The 20,594-nt window shown below is 39.6% G+C and carries 19 protein-coding genes; 11 read left to right on the top strand and 8 right to left on the bottom strand.

Annotated elements, in window-relative coordinates; translation table 11 throughout:
• Nucleotides 1–115 precede the first annotated feature (115 nt).
• Both AC0UA9_RS13615 and AC0UA9_RS13610 read left to right on the top strand, forming a co-directional pair.
• A complete protein-coding gene (locus AC0UA9_RS13615; RefSeq protein ID WP_475660647.1) occupies nucleotides 116–520 on the top strand; it encodes a hypothetical protein in 405 nt (134 codons plus the stop codon).
• Between the two features lie 103 nt (nucleotides 521–623).
• A complete protein-coding gene (locus AC0UA9_RS13610) occupies nucleotides 624–1,811 on the top strand; it encodes a YbfB/YjiJ family MFS transporter (protein ID WP_475660646.1) in 1,188 nt (395 codons plus the stop codon).
• 59 nt (nucleotides 1,812–1,870) lie between these two features.
• On the opposite strand, the gene AC0UA9_RS13605 is transcribed toward AC0UA9_RS13610, so the two are convergent.
• Entirely contained in the window at nucleotides 1,871–3,850 is a 1,980-nt protein-coding gene (locus AC0UA9_RS13605; protein WP_475660645.1) for a methyl-accepting chemotaxis protein, read from the bottom strand.
• A 523-nt stretch (nucleotides 3,851–4,373) separates the two neighbouring features.
• On the opposite strand from AC0UA9_RS13605, the gene ubiE reads away from it, so the two are divergent.
• The 3 genes from ubiE (at nucleotide 4,374) to ubiB (ending at nucleotide 7,471) form a co-directional block, all read left to right on the top strand.
• Entirely contained in the window at nucleotides 4,374–5,165 is a 792-nt protein-coding gene (gene ubiE, locus AC0UA9_RS13600) for a bifunctional demethylmenaquinone methyltransferase/2-methoxy-6-polyprenyl-1,4-benzoquinol methylase UbiE (protein WP_475660669.1), read from the top strand.
• 63 nt (nucleotides 5,166–5,228) lie between these two features.
• On the top strand, nucleotides 5,229–5,837 hold the full coding sequence (locus tag AC0UA9_RS13595; protein ID WP_475660644.1) for a ubiquinone biosynthesis accessory factor UbiJ: 609 nt from the start codon (nucleotides 5,229–5,231) through the stop codon (nucleotides 5,835–5,837).
• A complete protein-coding gene (gene ubiB / locus AC0UA9_RS13590) occupies nucleotides 5,834–7,471 on the top strand; it encodes a ubiquinone biosynthesis regulatory protein kinase UbiB (protein WP_475660643.1) in 1,638 nt (545 codons plus the stop codon). The genes AC0UA9_RS13595 and ubiB overlap by 4 nt, the downstream gene beginning before the upstream one ends.
• A gap of 10 nt (nucleotides 7,472–7,481) precedes the next feature.
• Here ubiB and rep read toward each other — a convergent pair whose 3' ends face one another.
• Nucleotides 7,482–9,503 carry a DNA helicase Rep gene (gene rep, locus AC0UA9_RS13585; protein WP_475660642.1) on the bottom strand — a complete coding sequence of 674 codons (2,022 nt, stop codon included), beginning with the start codon at nucleotides 9,501–9,503 and terminating at the stop codon, nucleotides 7,482–7,484.
• A 226-nt stretch (nucleotides 9,504–9,729) separates the two neighbouring features.
• Here rep and ubiK point away from each other — a divergent pair, with 226 nt between their 5' ends.
• Both ubiK and AC0UA9_RS13575 read left to right on the top strand, forming a co-directional pair.
• Nucleotides 9,730–9,987: a ubiquinone biosynthesis accessory factor UbiK gene (gene ubiK / locus AC0UA9_RS13580; protein WP_475660641.1), complete on the top strand. Its 258-nt coding sequence runs from the start codon at nucleotides 9,730–9,732 to the stop codon at nucleotides 9,985–9,987.
• 153 nt (nucleotides 9,988–10,140) lie between these two features.
• Nucleotides 10,141–11,199 carry an alpha/beta fold hydrolase gene (locus AC0UA9_RS13575; RefSeq protein ID WP_475660640.1) on the top strand — a complete coding sequence of 353 codons (1,059 nt, stop codon included), beginning with the start codon at nucleotides 10,141–10,143 and terminating at the stop codon, nucleotides 11,197–11,199.
• A 16-nt stretch (nucleotides 11,200–11,215) separates the two neighbouring features.
• On the opposite strand, the gene AC0UA9_RS13570 is transcribed toward AC0UA9_RS13575, so the two are convergent.
• On the bottom strand, nucleotides 11,216–12,163 hold the full coding sequence (locus AC0UA9_RS13570) for a cation diffusion facilitator family transporter (protein ID WP_475660639.1): 948 nt from the start codon (nucleotides 12,161–12,163) through the stop codon (nucleotides 11,216–11,218).
• Nucleotides 12,164–12,302: 139 nt separating this feature from the next.
• Between AC0UA9_RS13570 and trmL the strand changes: the two genes are divergently transcribed.
• Nucleotides 12,303–12,767: a tRNA (uridine(34)/cytosine(34)/5-carboxymethylaminomethyluridine(34)-2'-O)-methyltransferase TrmL gene (gene trmL / locus AC0UA9_RS13565; protein ID WP_475660668.1), complete on the top strand. Its 465-nt coding sequence runs from the start codon at nucleotides 12,303–12,305 to the stop codon at nucleotides 12,765–12,767.
• A gap of 130 nt (nucleotides 12,768–12,897) precedes the next feature.
• Here the strand turns inward: trmL and gpsA are convergent, their stop codons facing one another.
• The 4 genes from gpsA to AC0UA9_RS13545 all read right to left on the bottom strand — a co-directional run bounded on the left by gpsA (nucleotide 12,898) and on the right by AC0UA9_RS13545 (nucleotide 15,454).
• Nucleotides 12,898–13,902 carry an NAD(P)H-dependent glycerol-3-phosphate dehydrogenase gene (gene gpsA / locus AC0UA9_RS13560; RefSeq protein ID WP_475660638.1) on the bottom strand — a complete coding sequence of 335 codons (1,005 nt, stop codon included), beginning with the start codon at nucleotides 13,900–13,902 and terminating at the stop codon, nucleotides 12,898–12,900.
• A gap of 202 nt (nucleotides 13,903–14,104) precedes the next feature.
• Nucleotides 14,105–14,608, bottom strand: coding sequence for a protein-export chaperone SecB (secB, locus tag AC0UA9_RS13555; protein ID WP_475660637.1), 504 nt, complete (start codon nucleotides 14,606–14,608; stop codon nucleotides 14,105–14,107).
• Between the two features lie 78 nt (nucleotides 14,609–14,686).
• On the bottom strand, nucleotides 14,687–14,956 hold the full coding sequence (grxC, locus tag AC0UA9_RS13550; RefSeq protein ID WP_475660636.1) for a glutaredoxin 3: 270 nt from the start codon (nucleotides 14,954–14,956) through the stop codon (nucleotides 14,687–14,689).
• Nucleotides 14,957–15,025: 69 nt separating this feature from the next.
• Nucleotides 15,026–15,454: a rhodanese-like domain-containing protein gene (locus AC0UA9_RS13545; RefSeq protein WP_475660635.1), complete on the bottom strand. Its 429-nt coding sequence runs from the start codon at nucleotides 15,452–15,454 to the stop codon at nucleotides 15,026–15,028.
• Between the two features lie 233 nt (nucleotides 15,455–15,687).
• Between AC0UA9_RS13545 and gpmI the strand changes: the two genes are divergently transcribed.
• From gpmI to AC0UA9_RS13530, 3 genes are all read left to right on the top strand, one after another.
• Nucleotides 15,688–17,274, top strand: coding sequence for a 2,3-bisphosphoglycerate-independent phosphoglycerate mutase (gene gpmI / locus AC0UA9_RS13540; RefSeq protein ID WP_475660634.1), 1,587 nt, complete (start codon nucleotides 15,688–15,690; stop codon nucleotides 17,272–17,274).
• Nucleotides 17,275–17,480: 206 nt separating this feature from the next.
• The gene (locus AC0UA9_RS13535) at nucleotides 17,481–18,584 is read left to right on the top strand and encodes a murein hydrolase activator EnvC family protein (RefSeq protein WP_475660633.1); all 1,104 of its coding nucleotides are present in this window, start codon (nucleotides 17,481–17,483) and stop codon (nucleotides 18,582–18,584) included.
• Nucleotides 18,585–18,688: 104 nt separating this feature from the next.
• Nucleotides 18,689–19,477 (top strand): divergent polysaccharide deacetylase family protein, encoded by a 789-nt coding sequence (locus AC0UA9_RS13530; protein ID WP_475660632.1) that lies wholly within the window; start codon nucleotides 18,689–18,691, stop codon nucleotides 19,475–19,477.
• A 68-nt stretch (nucleotides 19,478–19,545) separates the two neighbouring features.
• Here the strand turns inward: AC0UA9_RS13530 and AC0UA9_RS13525 are convergent, their stop codons facing one another.
• Nucleotides 19,546–20,316, bottom strand: a complete 771-nt coding sequence (locus AC0UA9_RS13525; protein ID WP_475660631.1) for a S1 family peptidase — start codon at nucleotides 20,314–20,316, stop codon at nucleotides 19,546–19,548.
• Nucleotides 20,317–20,594: the final 278 nt, after the last annotated feature.

Raw genomic sequence — 20,594 nt, 5'->3', positions numbered from 1 at the left:
TTATAAATAAGAATAAATAATCATAGCAAATACATTATATGGTATGTTAAATATAATTATCCGGTAACCATTTTTGCTGGTATCAAGTCGTAATATAAAAAGGGTTTAAATAAGAATGAATGGCGCAGGCGGAAGTTCAGGTGGTGTAGGGCAGTTTTTTATTGGCTTAATAATGATGTGTGCGGGCTTTTACATGTTACTGAATGCTATTTCAGTTAGCGCTAATTTTGGTTTAGGCTCAAGAATATATAGCTTTAACGCCTTTGGTGGCGTTGGTATTACCGGCGGTACAGTCATGATTCCATTTATTTTTGGTGTTGGCCTTATATTTTATAATGCCAAAAATATACTGGGCTGGGTTTTATCTGTCGGCTCGATTACGGCATTAATTTTTGGTGTTATAGCCAGTGTCCGTTTTAGTATGCGTGCGATGACATCATTCGACCTTATTGTTATTTTAGTGTTAGCTATTGGCGGTTTAGGGCTATTTTTACGCTCACTTAAATCTATGGATAGTTAGGTTAACACTGTAAAAGACTCTCTATCGCCTGATCAATTTACAGCTAGTGTGAGTTTCGGTTATCAGCCACTATTTCAGAGACAAAATAAGGTAATAAAGCTAAATGCTGCAATTTAACCGAGAGAGCAACTGTGCAATATTGCTAGCAGGAATTTTAGCCTTAGTGGTCGGTGTTGGTGTTGCTCGCTTTGTCTTTACTTCGCTGTTACCAGCAATGTTGGCAGACTCAATTAATATCGCTTTTGCGGGTGTACTTGCCTCAATTAATTATCTTGGTTATTTGTCTGGCTCTGTTTTTTCTATTTTTATTAAAGACATACATAATAAAGTAAGGTTTTTTAGATTAGGCTTATTACTTTGTGTTGTTTCTTCCTTTGCTTTAGGGGTAACTGAAAATAACCTGGTGTGGATTATCACAAGATTATTAGCTGGCTTTGGTGCCGCAATGGCTCTCGTTGTTGGCTCTTCAATTGTGATGTTAAAACTCAAGTTAGCCAATAAAACCAAAGCAATGGGAATACATTTCACCGGATTAGGTTTTTCAATCGTTATTTCTGATCTTATTATGCGGGGTGTATTTTATTATGGCGGCCACTGGCAAGATGCATGGCTTGTATTAGCGTCCGTTGGTGCTCTATTGTCCTGTTATTCGGCTTATATTTTACGCTTTGATAAACAACCGACTAGCGAAATAGTAAAACATACATTTGATAAATCTTTATTTTCCCCCGTCGCTATCATCCTTGTGCTCGCCTATTTTACCGAGGGTGTAGGCATGGTTGTACAGGCAACATTTCTCCCTGATATTGTTAATTCACTGCCTGGTTTAGAGGGTTATGGCGGTTATGTTTGGCTAGTAGTCGGTATTGCCGGTATTCCAGCTTGTATTGTATGGATGCGTTTAGCAGATAGGTTTGGCAGTTTTAACATTATGATAATTGCAATGTTATTACAGATTGTTGGTATTTTAATTCCTACAGTATCCAACAATATTATGATGAACCTTAGTAGTGGCATACTGTTTGGTGCAACTTTTATCGGTTTAGTGGCTTTATTTATGAATGTTGCTGGCCAACTTTCTCACAAAAACCCAGTATTTATTATGGGCGCCATAACATCGGCTTACGGTTTAGGGCAAATTGTTGCGCCATTATATTCAGTCGCCTTAATACAACAGTTTAATGACTACAATTACGCTTTATACTTAACCGCATTTATCGTTGCATTAGGTGTTGTGATGCTAGCTTATGCTAAAGTAAAATATCAAGAAAAAGTAAAAGGCATTCAGTAGTTTACTGTGAGAGTGCCAGCACACCTTAACACTATTCATTAACGTGTGCTGCATACTATTTAAACTTTAAAAGTGTTCGCTATATCTTGCAAAGAAGCCGCTAACCTTGCTTGCTCTGCCGCAGTAACAGATATTTGATTTGCGCCCGTGGTAGTCTCTGTTGATTTCTCTTCAACCGAGACAATGTTTTCCGCTACATCTTGAGTTACCACGGCCTGCTCTTCGATGGCGGTCGCTATTTGATCTGTCATTGCAAAAATATCACCCACAGACTGCGTTATTTCTTCTAACACGTCCTCAACATCTTTAGAGTTACTCACCGCATCAGCCGCTTTTTGTTGACTGCTTTCAATCACATTAAATGCAGCGTTAGCATCGCTTTGTAAAGATAAAATAAAGTTTTCAATCTCAGCAGTAGACTCTTGAGTACGTTGTGCCAAAGTACGTACTTCGTCAGCTACCACCGCAAATCCTCGGCCTTGCTCCCCTGCCCTTGCTGCTTCAATCGCTGCATTTAATGCCAGTAGATTTGTTTGTTCCGCGACCGACTTTATCACATCAACCACACTGGTAATATTATTACTGCTGGCATGCAAACTATTAATTTGTTTCGCTAAACCATCAATCTCATCTGCTAATATCTCAATAGAATGATAAGACTTTTGCACTATGGCTAGCCCATTTTTTGCTTTTTCATCGGCAGTTCTTGCCGAAGCTGCTGTATTTTGCGTATTTTCAGCGACTTCTTTTACTGTCGCAGACAACTCTTCAATAGCCGTGGCAATTAAACCAATGCCACTTTGTTGCTCAAATAAAGACTGCGAATTGTACTCACAGGTTTGTGCAGTTTCAGCAGCAGCCGACGCCAAGGTAACACTTGAAGACGACATGTTTTGAATCACATGGGAAAAACTGCTTAATGTGCTATTTAACGCCGTAGAAATTTGCCCTAATTCACTGCTACCTTCATACGGGCTAGAAACAGTTAAGTCATTTTCATTACGTACTTTAGCCAATACATTAGTTAAACTGCTCACTCTGCTGGTAAGCTCTTTTATTACATAAACACTCACCACTGACGCGATTACAATAATTAACAAACTGACCACAATACTTCTAACTAAGTAGGAAAACGCTTCACTTTGTTTAGCGTTCACTAAGGCTAATATATTATCGTCTAACTGGTTTTCTATTTTCTTTAATTGCCCAATACGCCCTGTTGCTTGCTCAAACCAGTAGCCTGCATCTATGCCAAAATCACTTTGTTGGTGCGTTGCTATTGCCCTAATTTTAGCGACTTCTCTCACTGCATTCGTGTTTAGTTGCTGGTCGAAAAAGGCCCTGTTTTCTGCGTTGGTAAACGCTTTGAAATTTGCAAAGTAGGTCTCTTGTTCACTCACTAAAGTAATGAATTTAACATAGCTATTAGCATCGTGCATTTGCTTGGCAAATGTTGTGCTCAGTATGGCTCGCTCTATGCCTGCGCGCTCTTTACCTTGTAAAAAGTTAAAATAGGCAACTGTTTCTTTCGTTATTAAAGCGTCGGTACTAATGTCAGCATTTAACATAGCAACACTGAGTAGTTTTTTGTTTAAATCGGTGTAATACAATATAGCGGCCGTATTTGCTATTTGTTGAGCATCTATTTGTTTACGTATTGATGACAATTCGTTTAATGACTGCGTTATTGTTGAGTGCAGCTGAGTTATACTATTCAGTGTAAAATCATGCTCTTGCCAAAAGCTCATGACTTGAGCACGTTTTTGATCCGTATTTTGGCGTTGAATTTTTAGTTTGTCACCAAAGCTTTTGCCGTTAGAGCCTAAAAAGCCTGCCGTCATACCTCTTTCTTTTTGCAACTCATGAACAAACTCACTATAAACAACCGACAACTCAGTTAATGGTGCAATTGTTCGCATTTCATTTTCAATTTTTATGTGATCACTGATGGCCGTTGTACTTAACCATAAAAAACCTAACATAGGCAAAGTAAGCAAAACAAGAATTTGCTTTTTAAAAGAAAGATTAGAAGTATTCATAAGTGTCCATTAATTGTTAGTGTTTTAACAAATATATTATAGCCAAGTTTGTCTTTTTGAAGTTGAGATAAAATAAACTTTCTTAATAATAATGCAATCACTTGTATTAATGCTACTTTAAAATAACCAGCGACAGTAGTTTTTATGCGTTTAATGGTATTAAAGTGTAGGTGCTAAAAAAAATGCAAAAAAAAACCGATAGCAGGGCTATCGGTTGAGTTAGCTATGAGGAGAGCTAAAATATACAATTATTACAAAAAACGTTCACATAAGGGGGAGAACGAAAAGAATTATAGAGTACATACTCTAATAAAGCAAGCTAAAAATGTAACTTAATTACATTTTTTATTTTTTATTTCATATTTTGTTGTAAAAACACTAATAAGGTCTATTTACCCGGTTAGTTCACTCGCGATTTACCCACCCCACTGCTGCGCTAAATCAATAAAAAGCCAGTCGATATTTGGTTATCCTACTCACATACAGTAAACTATTGGCAATTTTCGTTATGAGTGAATCAAAGATGCCGACTCAACCACAAGATCAATCGACAAAGCTACCCGACACTGTGTCAGACACCACTACCCACTTTGGCTATAAAACTATTGATAAAGAAGAAAAAGTGTCAATGGTTGCTGGGGTTTTTCATTCGGTGGCTAAACAATACGACGTAATGAATGATTTAATGTCATTTGGGGTTCACCGTTTATGGAAACGCTTTACCATTGACGCCAGTGGCGTACGCCCGGGTAATAAGGTGTTAGATTTAGCGGGTGGCACCGGTGATTTAACTGCTAAATTTTCTCAGTTAGTGGGCAAAGAAGGCGAGGTGGTTTTAGCTGACATCAACAGTTCAATGCTGAATGTAGGCCGTGATAAATTACGCGATAAAGGCCTAGTACAAAATATAAAATACGTGCAGGCTAATGCCCAATACCTACCTTTTGACGACCATACCTTTGACATTGTTACTATTGCATTTGGCTTACGTAATGTTACTGATAAAGACATGGCTCTGCGCTCTATTTATCGCGTATTAAAACCCGGTGGCCGTTTATTAGTGTTAGAGTTTTCTAAACCTGAACATGCATTACTCAACAAGGCCTATGATTTTTATTCATTTAATATTTTACCCAAAATGGGTGAGTTAGTAGCAAAAGATGGGGATAGTTATCAATACCTTGCCGAGTCTATTCGCATGCACCCTGATCAAGAAACATTAAAAGCCATGATGGATAATGCTGGTTTTGAGCAAACCAGTTATAAGAATTTAACTGGTGGTGTTGTTGCCTTACATAAAGGCTATAAATTTTAAGCGTAATCATTCACCCGATACTTTTAAGCACCTATCCTTAAGAGAACAGACAAGGTTATAACCATGTTGCAACAAGCATTCATGTCATCAGTAGAGTTATTCATTAACAAAGTAATGTCTTTACATACTGAACCAGTTGATCTACAAAAATTGGAGCAAAAAACATTAACCATACTATTGTCAGAAATAAATTTCCCGATAAGCTTAACGGCGGTTAATAATAAAATCATGGTGTCTGCTTTAACCGACCGTGCTGATTGTACTATTAACACTAGCCTTAAAACCCTACAAGCATTAAAAGCCGAACAACAATTAACCACATTAATAAAACAAAATAAGCTCGACTTAAGTGGTGACATTAAAGTAGCACAGCAGTTTATGCACCTAGCCGAAAACCTTAATATTGATTGGCAAAGCGAATTAGCCAAGCATATTGGTGATATGCCAACTCACAAGTTAATGCAATTTGGTAAACGCCTTACAAACAAGTTACAGTTCGCCAGTAAGCAAATACAAGCAGATGCTAGTGAATATATAGTGCACGAACAACGCTTAGTGGTCACCCGCAGCCAAATTGAAGCGTTTAATCACGACGTAAACCAAGCTAGCCAGCAACTTGAAGATATTTCCGCTCGCATTGACGCATTAACCAAAGGACATTCAAACTCGTGAGTAGCAAACGACTGTACCGCATTGTTAAAACATTTTTACACTATGGTTTGGACGATATGGTGCCAAAAAGAATGCTGCCTTGGTATGCAAAGTTGGGTCGTATCTCTTTATTCTGGTTGCAAAACAAACACAAAAATAAAGACCTTGCTCAACGCTTTCGCCTAGCCATTGAAGAGCTAGGCCCTGTATTTATTAAATTTGGGCAAATGCTTTCAACCCGTCGCGATTTATTACCGTCCGACTTTGCTGATGAATTAGCACTTTTACAAGATCAAGTAACACCATTTGATGGCGAACTAGCCAAGCAACTGATTGTAGAGGCAATGGGGCTTGAAGTATTCGAACAATATTTTAGTGATTTTGATATAAAGCCTTTGGCTTCAGCTTCAATCGCGCAAGTACATACCGCAACTTTGACTAATGATAATCATCAACAAAATGTTGTGATTAAGGTGCTGCGCCCAAAAATTGATAAAATAATTTTAGCGGATGTCAAAGTGATGTCGCGCCTTGCCGCTATTGTCGCCCGCTGGCTGCCAGACGGTAAACGTTTGCGCCCTGTTGAAGTGGTTGCTGAATATAAAAAAACAATTTTAGATGAATTAGACCTTAACAGAGAAGCCGCCAATGCTATCCAGTTAAGGCGTAACTTTGAACAAGGCCGCGAATACGACAAGGTACTTTATGTCCCTGAAGTATATAGTGAATACAGCCATAAAAACATTTTAGTGATGGAGCGTATTTACGGCATTGGTGTGGCTGAAGTTGACACCTTAAATGAACTAGGTGTTGACATGCAGTTGCTCGCTGAACGAGGTGTAGAAGTATTTTTTACCCAAGTATTTCGCGATAGTTTTTTTCATGCTGACATGCACCCTGGCAATGTATTTGTTGATGCCACCAACCCTGCTGATCCCACCTGGATAGCGATAGATTGCGGCATTGTTGGCACGTTAAACCGCGAAGATAAACGGTATTTAGCAGAAAACTTTGTGGCCTTTTTTAATCGTGATTACCGCAAGGTAGCTCAGTTACATGTTGACTCTGGCTGGGTGCCGGTCAATACCAGCGTTGATGAGTTTGAGTTTGCAATTCGCACGGTGTGTGAGCCAATATTTAACAAGCCATTGGCTGAAATTTCTTTTGGCCAAGTATTAGTCAACTTATTTAGCACCGCGCGTCGCTTCAACATGGAAGTACAACCGCAATTAGTGTTATTGCAAAAAACCTTACTTTACATTGAGGGCTTGGGTAGACAACTTTACCCACAATTAGATTTATGGCAAACCGCCAAACCCTTTTTAGAGAACTGGGTTAAAGAACAAATGGGCATTAACGCTGTATTTACTAAAATAAAAGACAATATACCTTTTTGGAATGAAAAGCTGCCCGAAATTCCTGATCTTATTTATGACTATTTAAAAACAGGAAAAGAAAGTCAATTTCAACATATGAAATTAATAGAGCAAATAACTCAACAGCAACAAGCGAATAATCAGCGCTTAATTTTTGCAGTAGTAGCAGCAGGCTTGTGTATTAGTTCAGCGCTATTTTTTAATCAACACTGTCACTTGTTAGCTGGGCTAAGTGCGGGCATAGCGGCCATTTTATTTTACTTATCGGTTAAGAAATAACCCCTGCAACTCATGACTTCTTTTTAGCTAATTGCGCACGTAAACTGGCCATACCCTGCTTATTCGCCGCTTGTTTATCTGCTTGTGTTTTTTTCACTTGCCCTAATTCCCACTTTAAATCGTCTTGTGGTAATTCATGCAAAAACCGACTAGCCTCTGTGCGCGACAGTTCTCCAAATTGACGGCGCTCACGTGCATAAGTAAAGATTAATTCACGTTGCGCGCGCGTAATGCCAACATAAGCTAGGCGGCGCTCTTCTTCTACGCTCCCTTCGTCAATACTGGTTTGATGTGGCAACAAGCCTTCTTCCATACCAATTAAAAAAACATAAGGGAATTCTAGACCTTTAGAAGCATGTAAGGTCATTAACTGTACTTGGTCGCTATCATCTTCACTTTCATTACGCTCCATCATATCTCGCAAGGTTAAACGAGTAACAATTTGCGGTAACGTCATCGGCTCTTCATCGTCAGAACCTTCTAACATTTGCGTTACCCAACTAAAAAGCTCGGTAACGTTTTTCATCCGCATTTCTGCAGCTTTGGCGCTGGGTGAAGTGTCATAAAGGAAGTCTTCGTAATTGATTTCCCTGATCATTGAACGCAGCACTGCTGCAGTATCACCCCGCTCTGTTTGGTCTGCAACATCAACTAACCACTGGGTAAAAGCCTGCATTTTCATCAACGCACGCCCTGTTAATGTTTGCGCTAAACCGAGCTCAAAGCTGGCAGCAAACATACTTATTTGCCGCATATTGGCGTAATTTCCCAGTTTTTCTATGGTAGCAGGACCAAGCTCTCGTTTAGGGACATTAACAATACGCAAAAAAGCATTGTCGTCATCTGGGTTTACTAATACGCGTAAATACGCCATGACGTCTTTGATTTCTGACCGCGAAAAAAACGAAGTGCCCCCGCTAATTTTGTAAGGGATACGATTTTGCATTAAAGCTTTTTCTAATAGCCGAGATTGGTGGTTACCACGGTATAAAATAGCATAGTCTTTATGGCGACTGCGGTTCATAAAGCGATGACCAATAAGTTCACCAATAATACGTGAGACCTCATCTTCTTCATTTTTGGTCTGTATTACACGTAATTCTGGGCCATAAGCTAATTCACTAAAAAGCGCTTTATCGTAAACATGGGGGTTATTTGCAATTAAAATATTGGCACATTTTAAAATGCGCCCACTAGAGCGATAATTTTGCTCAAGTTTAATCAGTTTTAGTTGTGGGAAATCTTTACCTAACAACACTAAGTTCTCAGGTTTTGCCCCACGCCAGGAGTAAATAGACTGGTCATCATCACCCACAACAGTTAACCGCCCACGCTCACCCGTAATTAATTTTACTAGCGCATACTGGCTAGCATTTGTGTCTTGGTATTCATCAACTAATAGATAACGAATTTTACTACGCCAGCGCTCTCGCACCTCAGGGTAGTTTTTTAAAAGGAGTGTTGGGATCAAAATTAAATCATCAAAGTCAAGTGCATTGTATGCTTTCATGTGTTGATGATAACGCTGATAAAACTCAGCAAATTCTTGCTCCTGCGCATCATGTGCCATTTTCACAACGGCGTCTGGTAATAATAAATCGTTTTTCCAGTTTGAAATTTTGCTTTGTAATTGGCTCAATAAATCTTTGTCGCCATCGAGTTCATCTACCGTTAATTCTTTCAATAGTGTTAAGCTGTCTTGGTCATCAAACAGCGTAAAGCCCGGTTTATAACCTAGCGTTTTAATTTCTCTGCGAACAATATCTAGCCCGAGCGAATGAAAAGTTGAAACAGTTAACCCTCGAGTTAATTCTTTACCAAGCATGTTAACAATACGCTCTTTCATTTCTCGCGCTGCTTTATTAGTAAAGGTGACGGCAGCAATATTACGCGCTTTGTAGTCACATTTTTGGATCAAATACGCGATTTTTTGGCAAATAACCCCTGTTTTGCCTGAGCCGGCTCCCGCCAAAACCAGGCAAGGCCCACTGACATATTTTACCGCTTCGTTTTGTCCGGGGTTAAGCTTCATAGTAACCATTCATCTTGTTGTTATTTGTCTAAATTTCGTTGTCTAATCTGTTAGCTTGTACTGATAAGCGCCGTGCTTTTCTAGTACTTACGGCCAATATATTCAAGCTGGGTAGTGACGAAATAATATGTTTTTGTAAAGTCGCTCATTTTACCTGTTTTTACTCGTTAGCAAAACAGTTACAATGGTTTGAAGAATAATTTCGAGTATAACCTCAGGAAGCCACATGATTAATGCAAAAAAAATTGAAGAAATCGCCAAGCAAGTGACTGATGCTATTCCGCCAGGCTTAAAAAACATGGCCAACGATTTTGAAGATAAAACCAAAACAGTTTTACAGCGAAAGTTATCACAACTAGACGTAGTAACACGTGAAGAGTTTGATGTTCAAACACAAGTGCTAATTAAAACACGCACTAAATTAGCCGCAATAGAAGCACGCTTAACTGAACTAGAAGAAAAACTATCCATTGAAAAAACGTAAGCGAAGTGTGAGCCAGCTCCCGTCGACTAAGGTGTTTAACCTAAGCAGGAAGTGAATCGTAATCAGCACAATCCCGCTTGAAAATAGCTCACCTAAACCTGAATTAATGACATGTGCAAATTTTTACTTATTATTTTTCTACTCGCTGGATTTATGACAGAAATTAATGCCAATCGCTTTACCACTGAACAGCAGCTTAGCGTGCGTTACAATAATGAAATAGCTCACTTTTGGCAACAAGGTGAGTTTTCCTCGTTTCGAGGCGTAAACCAAGCACGTATTAATTACGCAATGTTTACTCATAAACCAAGTAATGGCAAATTAAACAACAATAAGTGCTTAATTATTTCACCTGGGCGCAGTGAGGGCTATTTAAAATATAAAGAGCTGAGTTTTGATTTATTTAACTTGGGTTTTAATGTATTTATTATTGATCATCGTGGCCAAGGTTTGTCTGCGCGTTTAGTTGCAAACCCACACAAGGGTTATGTAGAGAAGTTTCAGTATTATGTTGATGACTTTACCACCTTCGTCGACAATATTGTCAAACCACAGTGCAAGGCTACCCATAACACTAATGCGCAAAAGCCTTATTTGTTAGCGCATTCAATGGGAAGCGCTATTGCTGTTCGGTATTTACAAACACACCCAAATACGGTTCAAGCCGCGGTGTTATCATCACCTATGCTAGGTTTTAATAGCGGCCTTATTCCTACTTATATTGCCAAACCCATCATTAAGGTAACCGAAAAAATTAACCACTGGATCACTGATAACCCATGGTACTTTTTTGGACAAAATGATTATGATCCCACTGCTGATATTGCCAGTAAATTTGAACATAACCCACTGATGCACTCTGCTTTGCGATTTCAACTATTTTATAAAACCTACCATGATGTTGCTCAATTGCAACTGGGCGGAGTGACGGTTAAATGGTTATCTGAATCCATTAGCGCACTTGAACAAGCTTTTGCTGACATAAATAAAATACTAACGCCTACCTTAGTGATACAAGCAGGCAACGACACAATTATCTCTAACCAAGCACAAAATGACTTTTGCCAACAATTACACAAGCTACACCCTCAGTCATGCCCTGATGGTAAGCCGTTAGTTGTCAAAGGCGCACACCATGAATTATTTTTTGAAAGTGATATTTACCGCCAACAAGCGTTAACGGCAGCAGCCCAGTGGTTTCAACAACACTAAAATGGATGATAGGTGATTAAGCTTGCTCTACTTTGAGTTCTTCTGGGACAACCGACTTAGGGTCATGATGTATAAAAACTTCACAGGGTGCTAGCACTTGGCATATTTCTGCTTCAATTTCATCGCCAATACTATGCGCTTCAAGTAACGAGAGGCTATCTTCAAGCTCTATATGAAATTGAATAAAGCGCTTAGCACCTGCTTGCCTTGTACGTAGCTCATGTAAGCCTAATACACGTTCATGCGCTAAAATAATGTCTCTAATTTGCGCCACTTCTTCATCATCTAACTCTTGGTCCATTAACTGGCCGACACTTTGATAAATTATTTGCCCTGCACCGAAAAATAAAAATAAAGCCACTAACACTGTAAAAATACCGTCAGCTTGTACCCATAAGCCTTGGCTCAGGTAAAGCGCTATTAACACCCCTAAGTTAAGTAATAAGTCTGACTGATAGTGTAAAGCATCAGCGCTGATCACAATTGAACCTGTGCGCTTAATAACATAACGCTGAAACATAACTAAAAATAAGGTCAGTATAATGGCAATCACAGACACGCCAATTGCAATATTGCTGTGCACAATAACGCGAGGGTGTAAAATTCGGTCAACCCCATTAAACATAAGCAGTGTGGCCGAACCCAATACAAAAGCAGCCTGAACCAAGCCAGCCAGACTTTCTGCTTTACCGTGGCCAAACTTATGATCGTCATCTGCAGGCGCTAAAGCAAAACGCAGAATAACAATGTTCATTACTGAGGCAAATAAATCTAAAATTGAGTCTGTGGTTGAGGCAAGCATGGCACTTGAGTCACTGACAAACCAGGCATAAAATTTAATAACCACTAAGGTAAGCGCCACTGAAGACGAGATAATTGCTGCCAGTTTCACCCAGTAAGCGTAATCAAAAGACTGGTTGTCTACTGGTGCAGGAGGCGTTTTCATACCTGAGTGCTCTAACATAAAACTGATTCCAAAATGAAAAAATGAAGCGTTATAACAATTAAATTAAATTCTTTGCTAACTCCGCGGGAATTAAATGAACTTAATCGTTATAATAGCAAATTATCTTGCTGCTATCCAAACTCACGTTGTGACCATTATGTTAGATGTTGTTCTTTTTCAACCACAAATTCCACCCAACACGGGCAATATAATTCGCTTATGTGCTAATTCAGGCTTTCGTTTACACTTAATTGAACCATTAGGCTTTAATTTTGAAGACAAAAAACTTCGTCGTGCTGGCTTAGATTACCATGAGTTTGCCGCTATTAAGCGCCATAGCAACTTTACCGCTTTTGTCGAACAAGAAAAACCAAAACGCATTTTAGCGGTAACTACCAAAACAAATAATTTTTATGGTGACGTCACTTTTACCCCAGGTGACTACTTACTTTTTGGCTCAGAAACTGCTGGCTTACCAGAAGATGTGCGTGTACAAATTCCTGATCAAGATAAGATTAGAATTCCCATGTTAAAGGAGAGCCGTAGTATGAATTTATCTAATGCGGTAGCTGTAATTGTGTACGATGCCTGGCGTCAATTAGGTTTTGTTGATGCCGTATAATAACTGCTATTTGCTTTAACGTTAGCTTAAAATTAAGGTGAGAACACAGAGTCGCCACTAGCCAATGCGTACTTTAAATGCAGCAGTTGTTTAATAGCATATATGGTATTAAACAATAAAAACGATGCCGCTATTCTTGTTTCTGGTCACGAGACAGTAGGTCGGCCGCAGCCAATTTTGCCGCCTTGTTCTGGTATAACACTTGGTATACTTGCTCAACAATGGGCATTTCAACATTCATGCGCTGGGCTAAAGTGTATACTTCTTTCGTATTACGATAGCCCTCAACGACTTGGCCAATGTCTGCCATTGCTTGTTCAACACCCGTGCCTTGCCCTAAGGCTAAACCAAAACGCCGGTTTCTCGATTGATTATCCGTACAGGTGAGTACTAAATCCCCTAAGCCAGCCATCCCCATAAATGTTGCAGGGTCAGCCTCTAATGCGACCCCTAAACGTGTCAGTTCAGCTAACCCTCTGGTGATCAATGCTGTACGTGCATTCGCACCAAAGCCAATACCGTCAGCAATGCCTGCGCCAATGGCAATAACATTTTTAACAGCGCCACCTAATTGTATGCCAATAAAGTCTTTATTAGGGTAAACGCGGAAGCATTTTTCGCAATGTAATAAACCAGACAACTCTGCTGCGAAGCTTTTATCCGTAGACGATAAGGAAATAGCCGTGGGTAAACCTATTGCCATTTCTTTAGCGAATGTCGGACCCGACAATACGGCTAATGCAACATCTTCTCCAAGGACCCTTCTAGCAACTGTTTGCAGTAAATCGCCCGATTGAGGGTCTAAGCCTTTCGTTGCCCAAGCTACTTTAGCGTTAGGCTTAAGCATAGGAGAGATAGTTTTTAGTATATCTCCAAACGCATGGCTAGGTACCACCACTAAAATGTTATCGCTTGCACCAACAGCTGTTGCTAGGTCGCTAATAGGTTCTAGGCTGTCAGGAAATGGACAGCCGTCTAAATACTTTCTATTTTCACGTGCGCTAATCATGTCTTCAACTTGATGAACATCACGCCCCCATAAAAGTGTTTTATGACCATTACGAGCCAAACAAATAGCCAATGCTGTACCATAAGAGCCAGCACCTAATACGGTAATTTTAGCAGAATCGGTCATAAGTACCTTTATCATTGGGAAAGTTAACAGCAAAGCTTAGTTACAAGTCATCGCTGCTGCAGTTGCTAAAAATCGCCATCACTACCTAAGGTATTTTTAGCAACGAAATAACAAATAATATTAAAACGAGCCGCTTTGAAGTTTTTCATTAGCGCTGTGCACACAGCTTACTATATTAGCCTAAAACCAAGCTCAGATTATATTAGTGTGTTTCTGTGCTTTCTGGCGCGTTCGCTTTTGCTTCAGCTGCACGTTGTTGTACATAAGACGCAAATAATGCTTCAAAGTTTACCGGCGACAAGTTAAATTGTGGGAATGAGCCACGGTTAACTAAACTGGCAACGGTTTCACGTGCATAAGGGAACAATGTTGTTGGGCAAAATGCGCCAATCGTATGCGCTAACTGTGCTTCAGGTAAGTTACCTATAGTGAAAATACCTGCTTGTTGTACTTCAGCTAAAAAGGCTGTTTGACCTTCAACAGTGGCTGTCACGGTAACCGCTAAAACAACCTCATAAGTATCGTCGGCTAGTTTATTAGAGCGAGTATCTAAGTCTAATTTAATTTCAGGTTTCCATTCTTTTTGAAAGATACCCGGCGAGTTTGGTGTTTCAAAAGAAACGTCTTTTGTGTAAACACGTTGAATAGCAAACTGTGGTTGTGCTGGTGCAGCTTCGCTTGCTGGGTTTTGGTTTTCATCGCTCATGGGTATTTTCCTGTTTTTGTATAAAATTTAATATTGGTTTGTTTAACTGTTCGTGTTGTTAACTTGGTGTGACTGAACTTATACGAGTAAGTCATCGAGCTGATTATTACGCTCTAAAGCGACGAGCTCATCACAGCCACCAACTTTGACATCATTAATAAATATTTGCGGTACGGTATAACCTCCGCCACTGCGTTCAATCATTTTTTCGCGCAATGCCATATCACCATCAATACTTATTTCGTTTATTTGTAATGAGGGAAAGTCTGTTAGTTTATGTTCAAGTAATGCAAGCGCATGAGAACAAAAAGGACAGTACGCTTTAGTGTAAATATCTACTTTTGCCATAATTTTCGACTCTCTTTCATTTAACTGTACTAGGGATTGTAGCTGTGCTGTTAAGCAAGCAGATAACACTTACTTTTTAATGACAGGCAAACCTGCACTCACCCAAGCAGCTATACCTCCTTTTAACACGCTCACTCGCGTAAAACCGGCTTTATGTAAATCATGGGCTACTTTTGACCCACTAAGGCCTGCACTACATACAACTATGATGGGCTTTTCTTTGTGTTTTTCAAGGCTAGTAAAACCATTTTTAGTGATTTTTTCATTAGACAAGCTCACTGAGTCTATAATGTGGCTCTTGTTAAAGTCTTTCTCACTACGGGTATCAAGGGCAACGCCTGATTCGTTATTCATTAAAAAGGTTAACTCTTGCGGGCTAATTTGTTTAATAGGTGATAAGTTAATTTTTATCGTTGTTACAATGATCATAACAACAAGGCCAACCCAAACGGCACTTAATAAAGCGTTATTGCTGGCAAAAGTAATAAATTGTTCCATAGATGAAGCGCCTATTAGTCAAGAAAAAAAGTGATGGCTTTCTTTCAATATAGAGTGTTAATAAATAAAAAAATCGTGACATTATACCCAAGCTGATTGGAATTGCGAGCCTCTAGGGAATTGATTATTCGTATTAGTAATACCAAATGAATCATTTCTTGCTTAATTAAATCAACTTGACTGTGTACAATGACAGTAATTTAATTTAGGTACTCTATACAAGGCTAGTAATTATGTCTAACAGTAACGCGTCTACCATTGATGCACCGAAGAAAAAATCAACCGTACTCGTTATTTTAGATGGCTGGGGCCATCGTGAATTAGGCGAATCAAATGCAATACAAGCTGCTAACACTCCTGTGTTAGACAAGCTTACAGCAGATTACCCTAATATGTTAATACAAACATCAGGCATGGCTGTGGGCTTACCTGAAGGACAAATGGGTAATTCTGAAGTGGGCCATGTAAATTTAGGTGCGGGGCGCGTTGTTTACCAAGACTTTACTCGCATTACCAAAGCCATTGCCGACGGTGACTTTTCACAAAACCCAGCCTTATGTCAAGCTGTTGACAAAGCAAGCACACAAGATAAAGCCGTGCATATATTTGGTTTATTATCGCCAGGTGGTGTGCATAGTCATGAAGATCATATATTTGCGATGATGGAAATGGCAAAGGAGCGCGGTGCAACTAAAGTTTACCTGCACGCCTTTTTAGACGGTCGCGATACACCACCACGCAGCGCCAAAAGCTCCATAGAAAAAGCCCAACAGAAATTGACACAATTATTTGCTGATTCAACAGGCGAAGGGCAAATAGCCTCTGTTGTTGGACGTTATTTTGCAATGGACCGAGACCAACGCTGGGATCGTGTAGAAGCCGCATACAACGTCATGGTTTCAGGTGATGCTAAGTATCAATACCAAGATGCATTATCGGCACTTGATGCGGCTTATCAGCGCGATGAAAATGATGAATTCGTTAGCGCCAGCGCTATCGTTAACGCCAAAGGTGAGGTGATTGAAGTTAATGATGGTGACGCGTTAATTTTCATGAATTTTAGAGCCGATCGTGCCCGCCAATTTAGTCGCTGCTTTACCGAAAGTAACTTTGACGGCTTCAACCGCAAAAAAGTGCCCACGCTTAGCGACTTTGTTATGTTAACGCAATATTCAGCTGACATTAAAGCCAATTGCGCTTTTCCACCAACGCCTCTTAATAACGTCATGGGAGAATGGCTTGCTAAGCATGATAAAACTCAGTTACGTATTTCAGAAACTGAAAAATATGCCCACGTAACTTTCTTTTTTAGTGGCGGACAAGAAGCTGAGTTTGATGGTGAAACTCGTATTTTAATCCCTTCACCCGACGTAGCGACGTACGATTTGCAACCAGAAATGAACTCAACCTTGCTCACCGATAAGCTCGTTGCTGCCATTGAAAGCGGTGAACATGACTTTATTGTATGTAATTACCCCAATGGTGATATGGTTGGGCATACGGGTAACTTTGCTGCAGCAGTAAAAGCTTGTGAAGCCGTTGATACCTGTATAGGACGCGTTGTTAGCGCATTGCAAAAGACGGGTGGCGAGTGTTTAATTACTGCTGACCATGGTAATGCAGAGCAAATGGTTGATGAGGTTTCGGGCCAAGCTCATACCGCACACACCTGTGAACCGGTACCACTTATTTATGTTGGCAGAAATGCGACACCGGCAAGTACAGGTACGTTAAGTGATATTTCGCCAACGTTATTGCATTTAATGGGCATGGAGCAACCCGAAGAAATGACCGGTTCGGTCTTGATGCAACTAGATTAATGGGGCAAACTGTAAGTAATATCAAGTCTATACCATCCTGATATAAATATAAGGTAATGTATGTAGCACAGCGCTAATGCTGTCGACAGTTTTATGCGAATAAAATGTCTACTTAACGCCCTAACCTGCAAAAGATAAATTTATTGATGCCTATAGTCACTTACTTTCAGCATACCATAAGCAACTTACTCCTGGTAAGTTGCTTATTGCTCTCTGTTTATAGTAGCGCAAACGAAAGTGAGCATGAGAAAGCAAAAAAGCGCAACACTGCCCAACTTAACGACGTTCAACAGGCTATTGCTAAGCAAGAGTCAAATATATTTAAAACCAACAAAGCCAGGGCTGCCCTAGAAAAACAGTTAAAGAGTGATGATTTAGCCATCGCCAAGATTGCTAAAGCCATCAACAATACTGAACAGTCATTAGCAGAAACACAAAGTAAAATTTCCTCGTTAAGCCAAGAGAAAAAGCAATTAACCTCACAAAAACAAGCACAAGAGCGATTATTAGCAAAGCAACTCCGCTCGGCATACACCACAGGCCAACATGACTATTTAAAGCTGCTATTAAACCAAAAACAAAGTGAAAAAATTCAGCGTAGCATTACGTATTATCAATACATGAATAAAGCACGTATTGAAGAAATAGAAAAATTTCAAGCAACCATAGCCCAGTTAATGTTAGTGACCACTCAGCATCAAGAGCAAGTGGAGAACTTACAACAGTTACAGCAAAACCAAAAGCAACAGCGACTGACACTGAGTAAAAATAAAGAAAAACGTAGTGAAACACTTGCCTCTCTTAGTAAAGAGTTATTATCAAGCACCCAACATTTAGCTAAATTAAAAGCTGATGAAGCCAACTTATCTGCCGCCTTAAAAAAGCTCACTGAAATTATCCGTGCTGAAATTAACTTAACCGGTTTAAGCAAGCTTAAAAGAAAGCTAAGTTGGCCAGTGAAAGGTAAGTTATTACGTAGTTTTGGTAGTAAAAAACAAGGCTATTTAACCTGGAAAGGTGTTTTGCTCGGTGCCCCCATTGGGAGACAAGTACAAACAATACATAATGGTACTGTTTTATTTTCTGACTGGCTCAAAGGTTATGGCTTGTTAACGGTCATTGACCACGGTAATGGTTACATGAGCTTATATGCCCATAACCAAACACTATTAAAGTCAGTCGGTGAGCGCGTAGAAACAGGCGAACCCATTGCGCTAGTAGGCCAAAGTGGTGGACAAAACAACCCTGGACTCTACTTTGAAATTCGCTATCAGGGGAAAGCAGTCAACCCTAAACTATGGTGTCGCTAGGGTAACTATTGCAGCCAACATTGGTAAAGAATAAAAGTTACTACTAAACAGCCTTCCCGAATGTTATCCTTTGTTACTACTAATTATTATAAATAACATATTCAATGACTTCAGTTTTTCCTACCGTTTCCGCTAAAATTTCAGCATTAATCACTTTATTCGTTTTTTGCACTTTTCCAACAAAAAGCATTCAAGCGCAGCCCGTGCGTATCGCCATTGTTATCGATGATATAGGCTACCGCTATACTGATAAAAATACCTTGTTACTACCAGGTGCTATTACTTATTCTGTTTTACCCCAAACGCCTTATGGTAAAAAAATAGCCGCCCTAGCCAATGCCAATAATAAGGAAGTCATTCTACATATTCCAATGGAAGCAGAGAATGGTAAAAAACTGGGCCCGGGTGCGCTTACTAGCACCATGAATAAGGATGAAATTGTCGCTAGCTTAAATACGTCATTAGCCGAAATACCTTTTGCTATTGGTATTAATAATCATATGGGTAGCCATTTAACCCAATTAAGTGACCCCATGACTTGGACAATGAACTTTTTAAAGCAACACAACTTACTTTTCTTAGACAGTAAAACCAGCCCGCACTCTAAAGCTGGGAGTATTGCAAAGTTAGTGGGTGTTCCGGTAAGAAACAGGCATGTATTTTTAGATAATCACTTAACAGACGCTTATATATCTCAACAGTTTCAATCTTTAATTCATTATGCTCTGTCGAATAAAACAGCGATTGCCATTGCACACCCACACCCTGAAACAATTCAAGCTTTAACGCGTTTAATTCCAACACTGGCACAAAACAATATTGAATTAGTGCCCTTATCAGCCTTATATTCACCGCTTGAAAGTTATCAAGTTAATCTAGCTAATACAGAGTAAAGTAGCCAATACTGATGACTACTCAAAAGATAGGCTCGCTGAGTTACATTAGCATTTATCTTAGCTAGTCACTCCAAGGTAATATTATTTTCTCGCAACACTTCATGTAAGTATTTAACAGGAATAGCGTAAGTAATACCACTTGGGTTTGCAATGACAGCTTCTTTCGTTGTTTGCACAAAAACTTTATTGATAATACCTAAAACCTCCCCAGTGTTTGTATCATACATTGCGCTACCGCTGTTGCCAGGGTAAGCCGTTGCATCAAGTTGGTAGACCAAATAAGGGTTTCGCATGCGCTTAAGCATTTTTAAACTAATTTGCTCCGCTGATTGAGCCGGTACTACTGTAGGCGTTGTGCTTGCAATCATTCCTCGGTGAGTCACTGGATATAAACCGAGTATTGAGCCAATAGGAAACCCAGTAAAAGCCACATAAGTGCCGTCGCCGCGAAAGGTAGGGTTGGCAAGCTTCATCGCTGGCAGCGCTGCACCAGACAACTTTAAAATAGCCAAATCATATAACACAGAGGTAGCGATAATTTCAGCTTGCCTCACCTTAGCCTCTTTACCTGAGCCAATAAAAACAGCCATTTTTTGCAATAAGCTCTCATCAAGCGCTTTAGGTAACACATGGGCATTAGTTACGACATAACGCCCGTCGCCAATCACAAAGCCTGTGCCACGTAAAATATTTTGTGGTCGGCTTGTTGGTGTATGTACACCAATGCCCACTACAGACGGCTTAACTTGGGCAACCAGATCAACAAAATTTGCTTTTGCTTCACCTACAGACATGAAAGTAACAACTATCCATGTGGTCATCAATGTTTTAAACATGGCAAACTCTCCCCTTAAGAAATAACGACATCACACTACTTTACGCAATTTTTTATTTAGCGACCATAACTCTCCCTATTTTATTAAAAAATTAATATTTACGTGTTAACTTTAACAAGCCATGATTACACCTAAAAAAAGCATGGTATTCGCAAGCACAAACAAAAGCTGCGGCAAAAACCTTACGATGGAAAAATAAATAAAATAGACTAAATTAAGCTATACTAAATGAATATTCAGGCTAGGTGCAGCGACAACGAATACCTGTTTTATTCATT

The organism is Colwellia sp. F1, from assembly GCF_056238625.1.
This window is presented reverse-complemented; position numbering and strand designations above follow the sequence as displayed.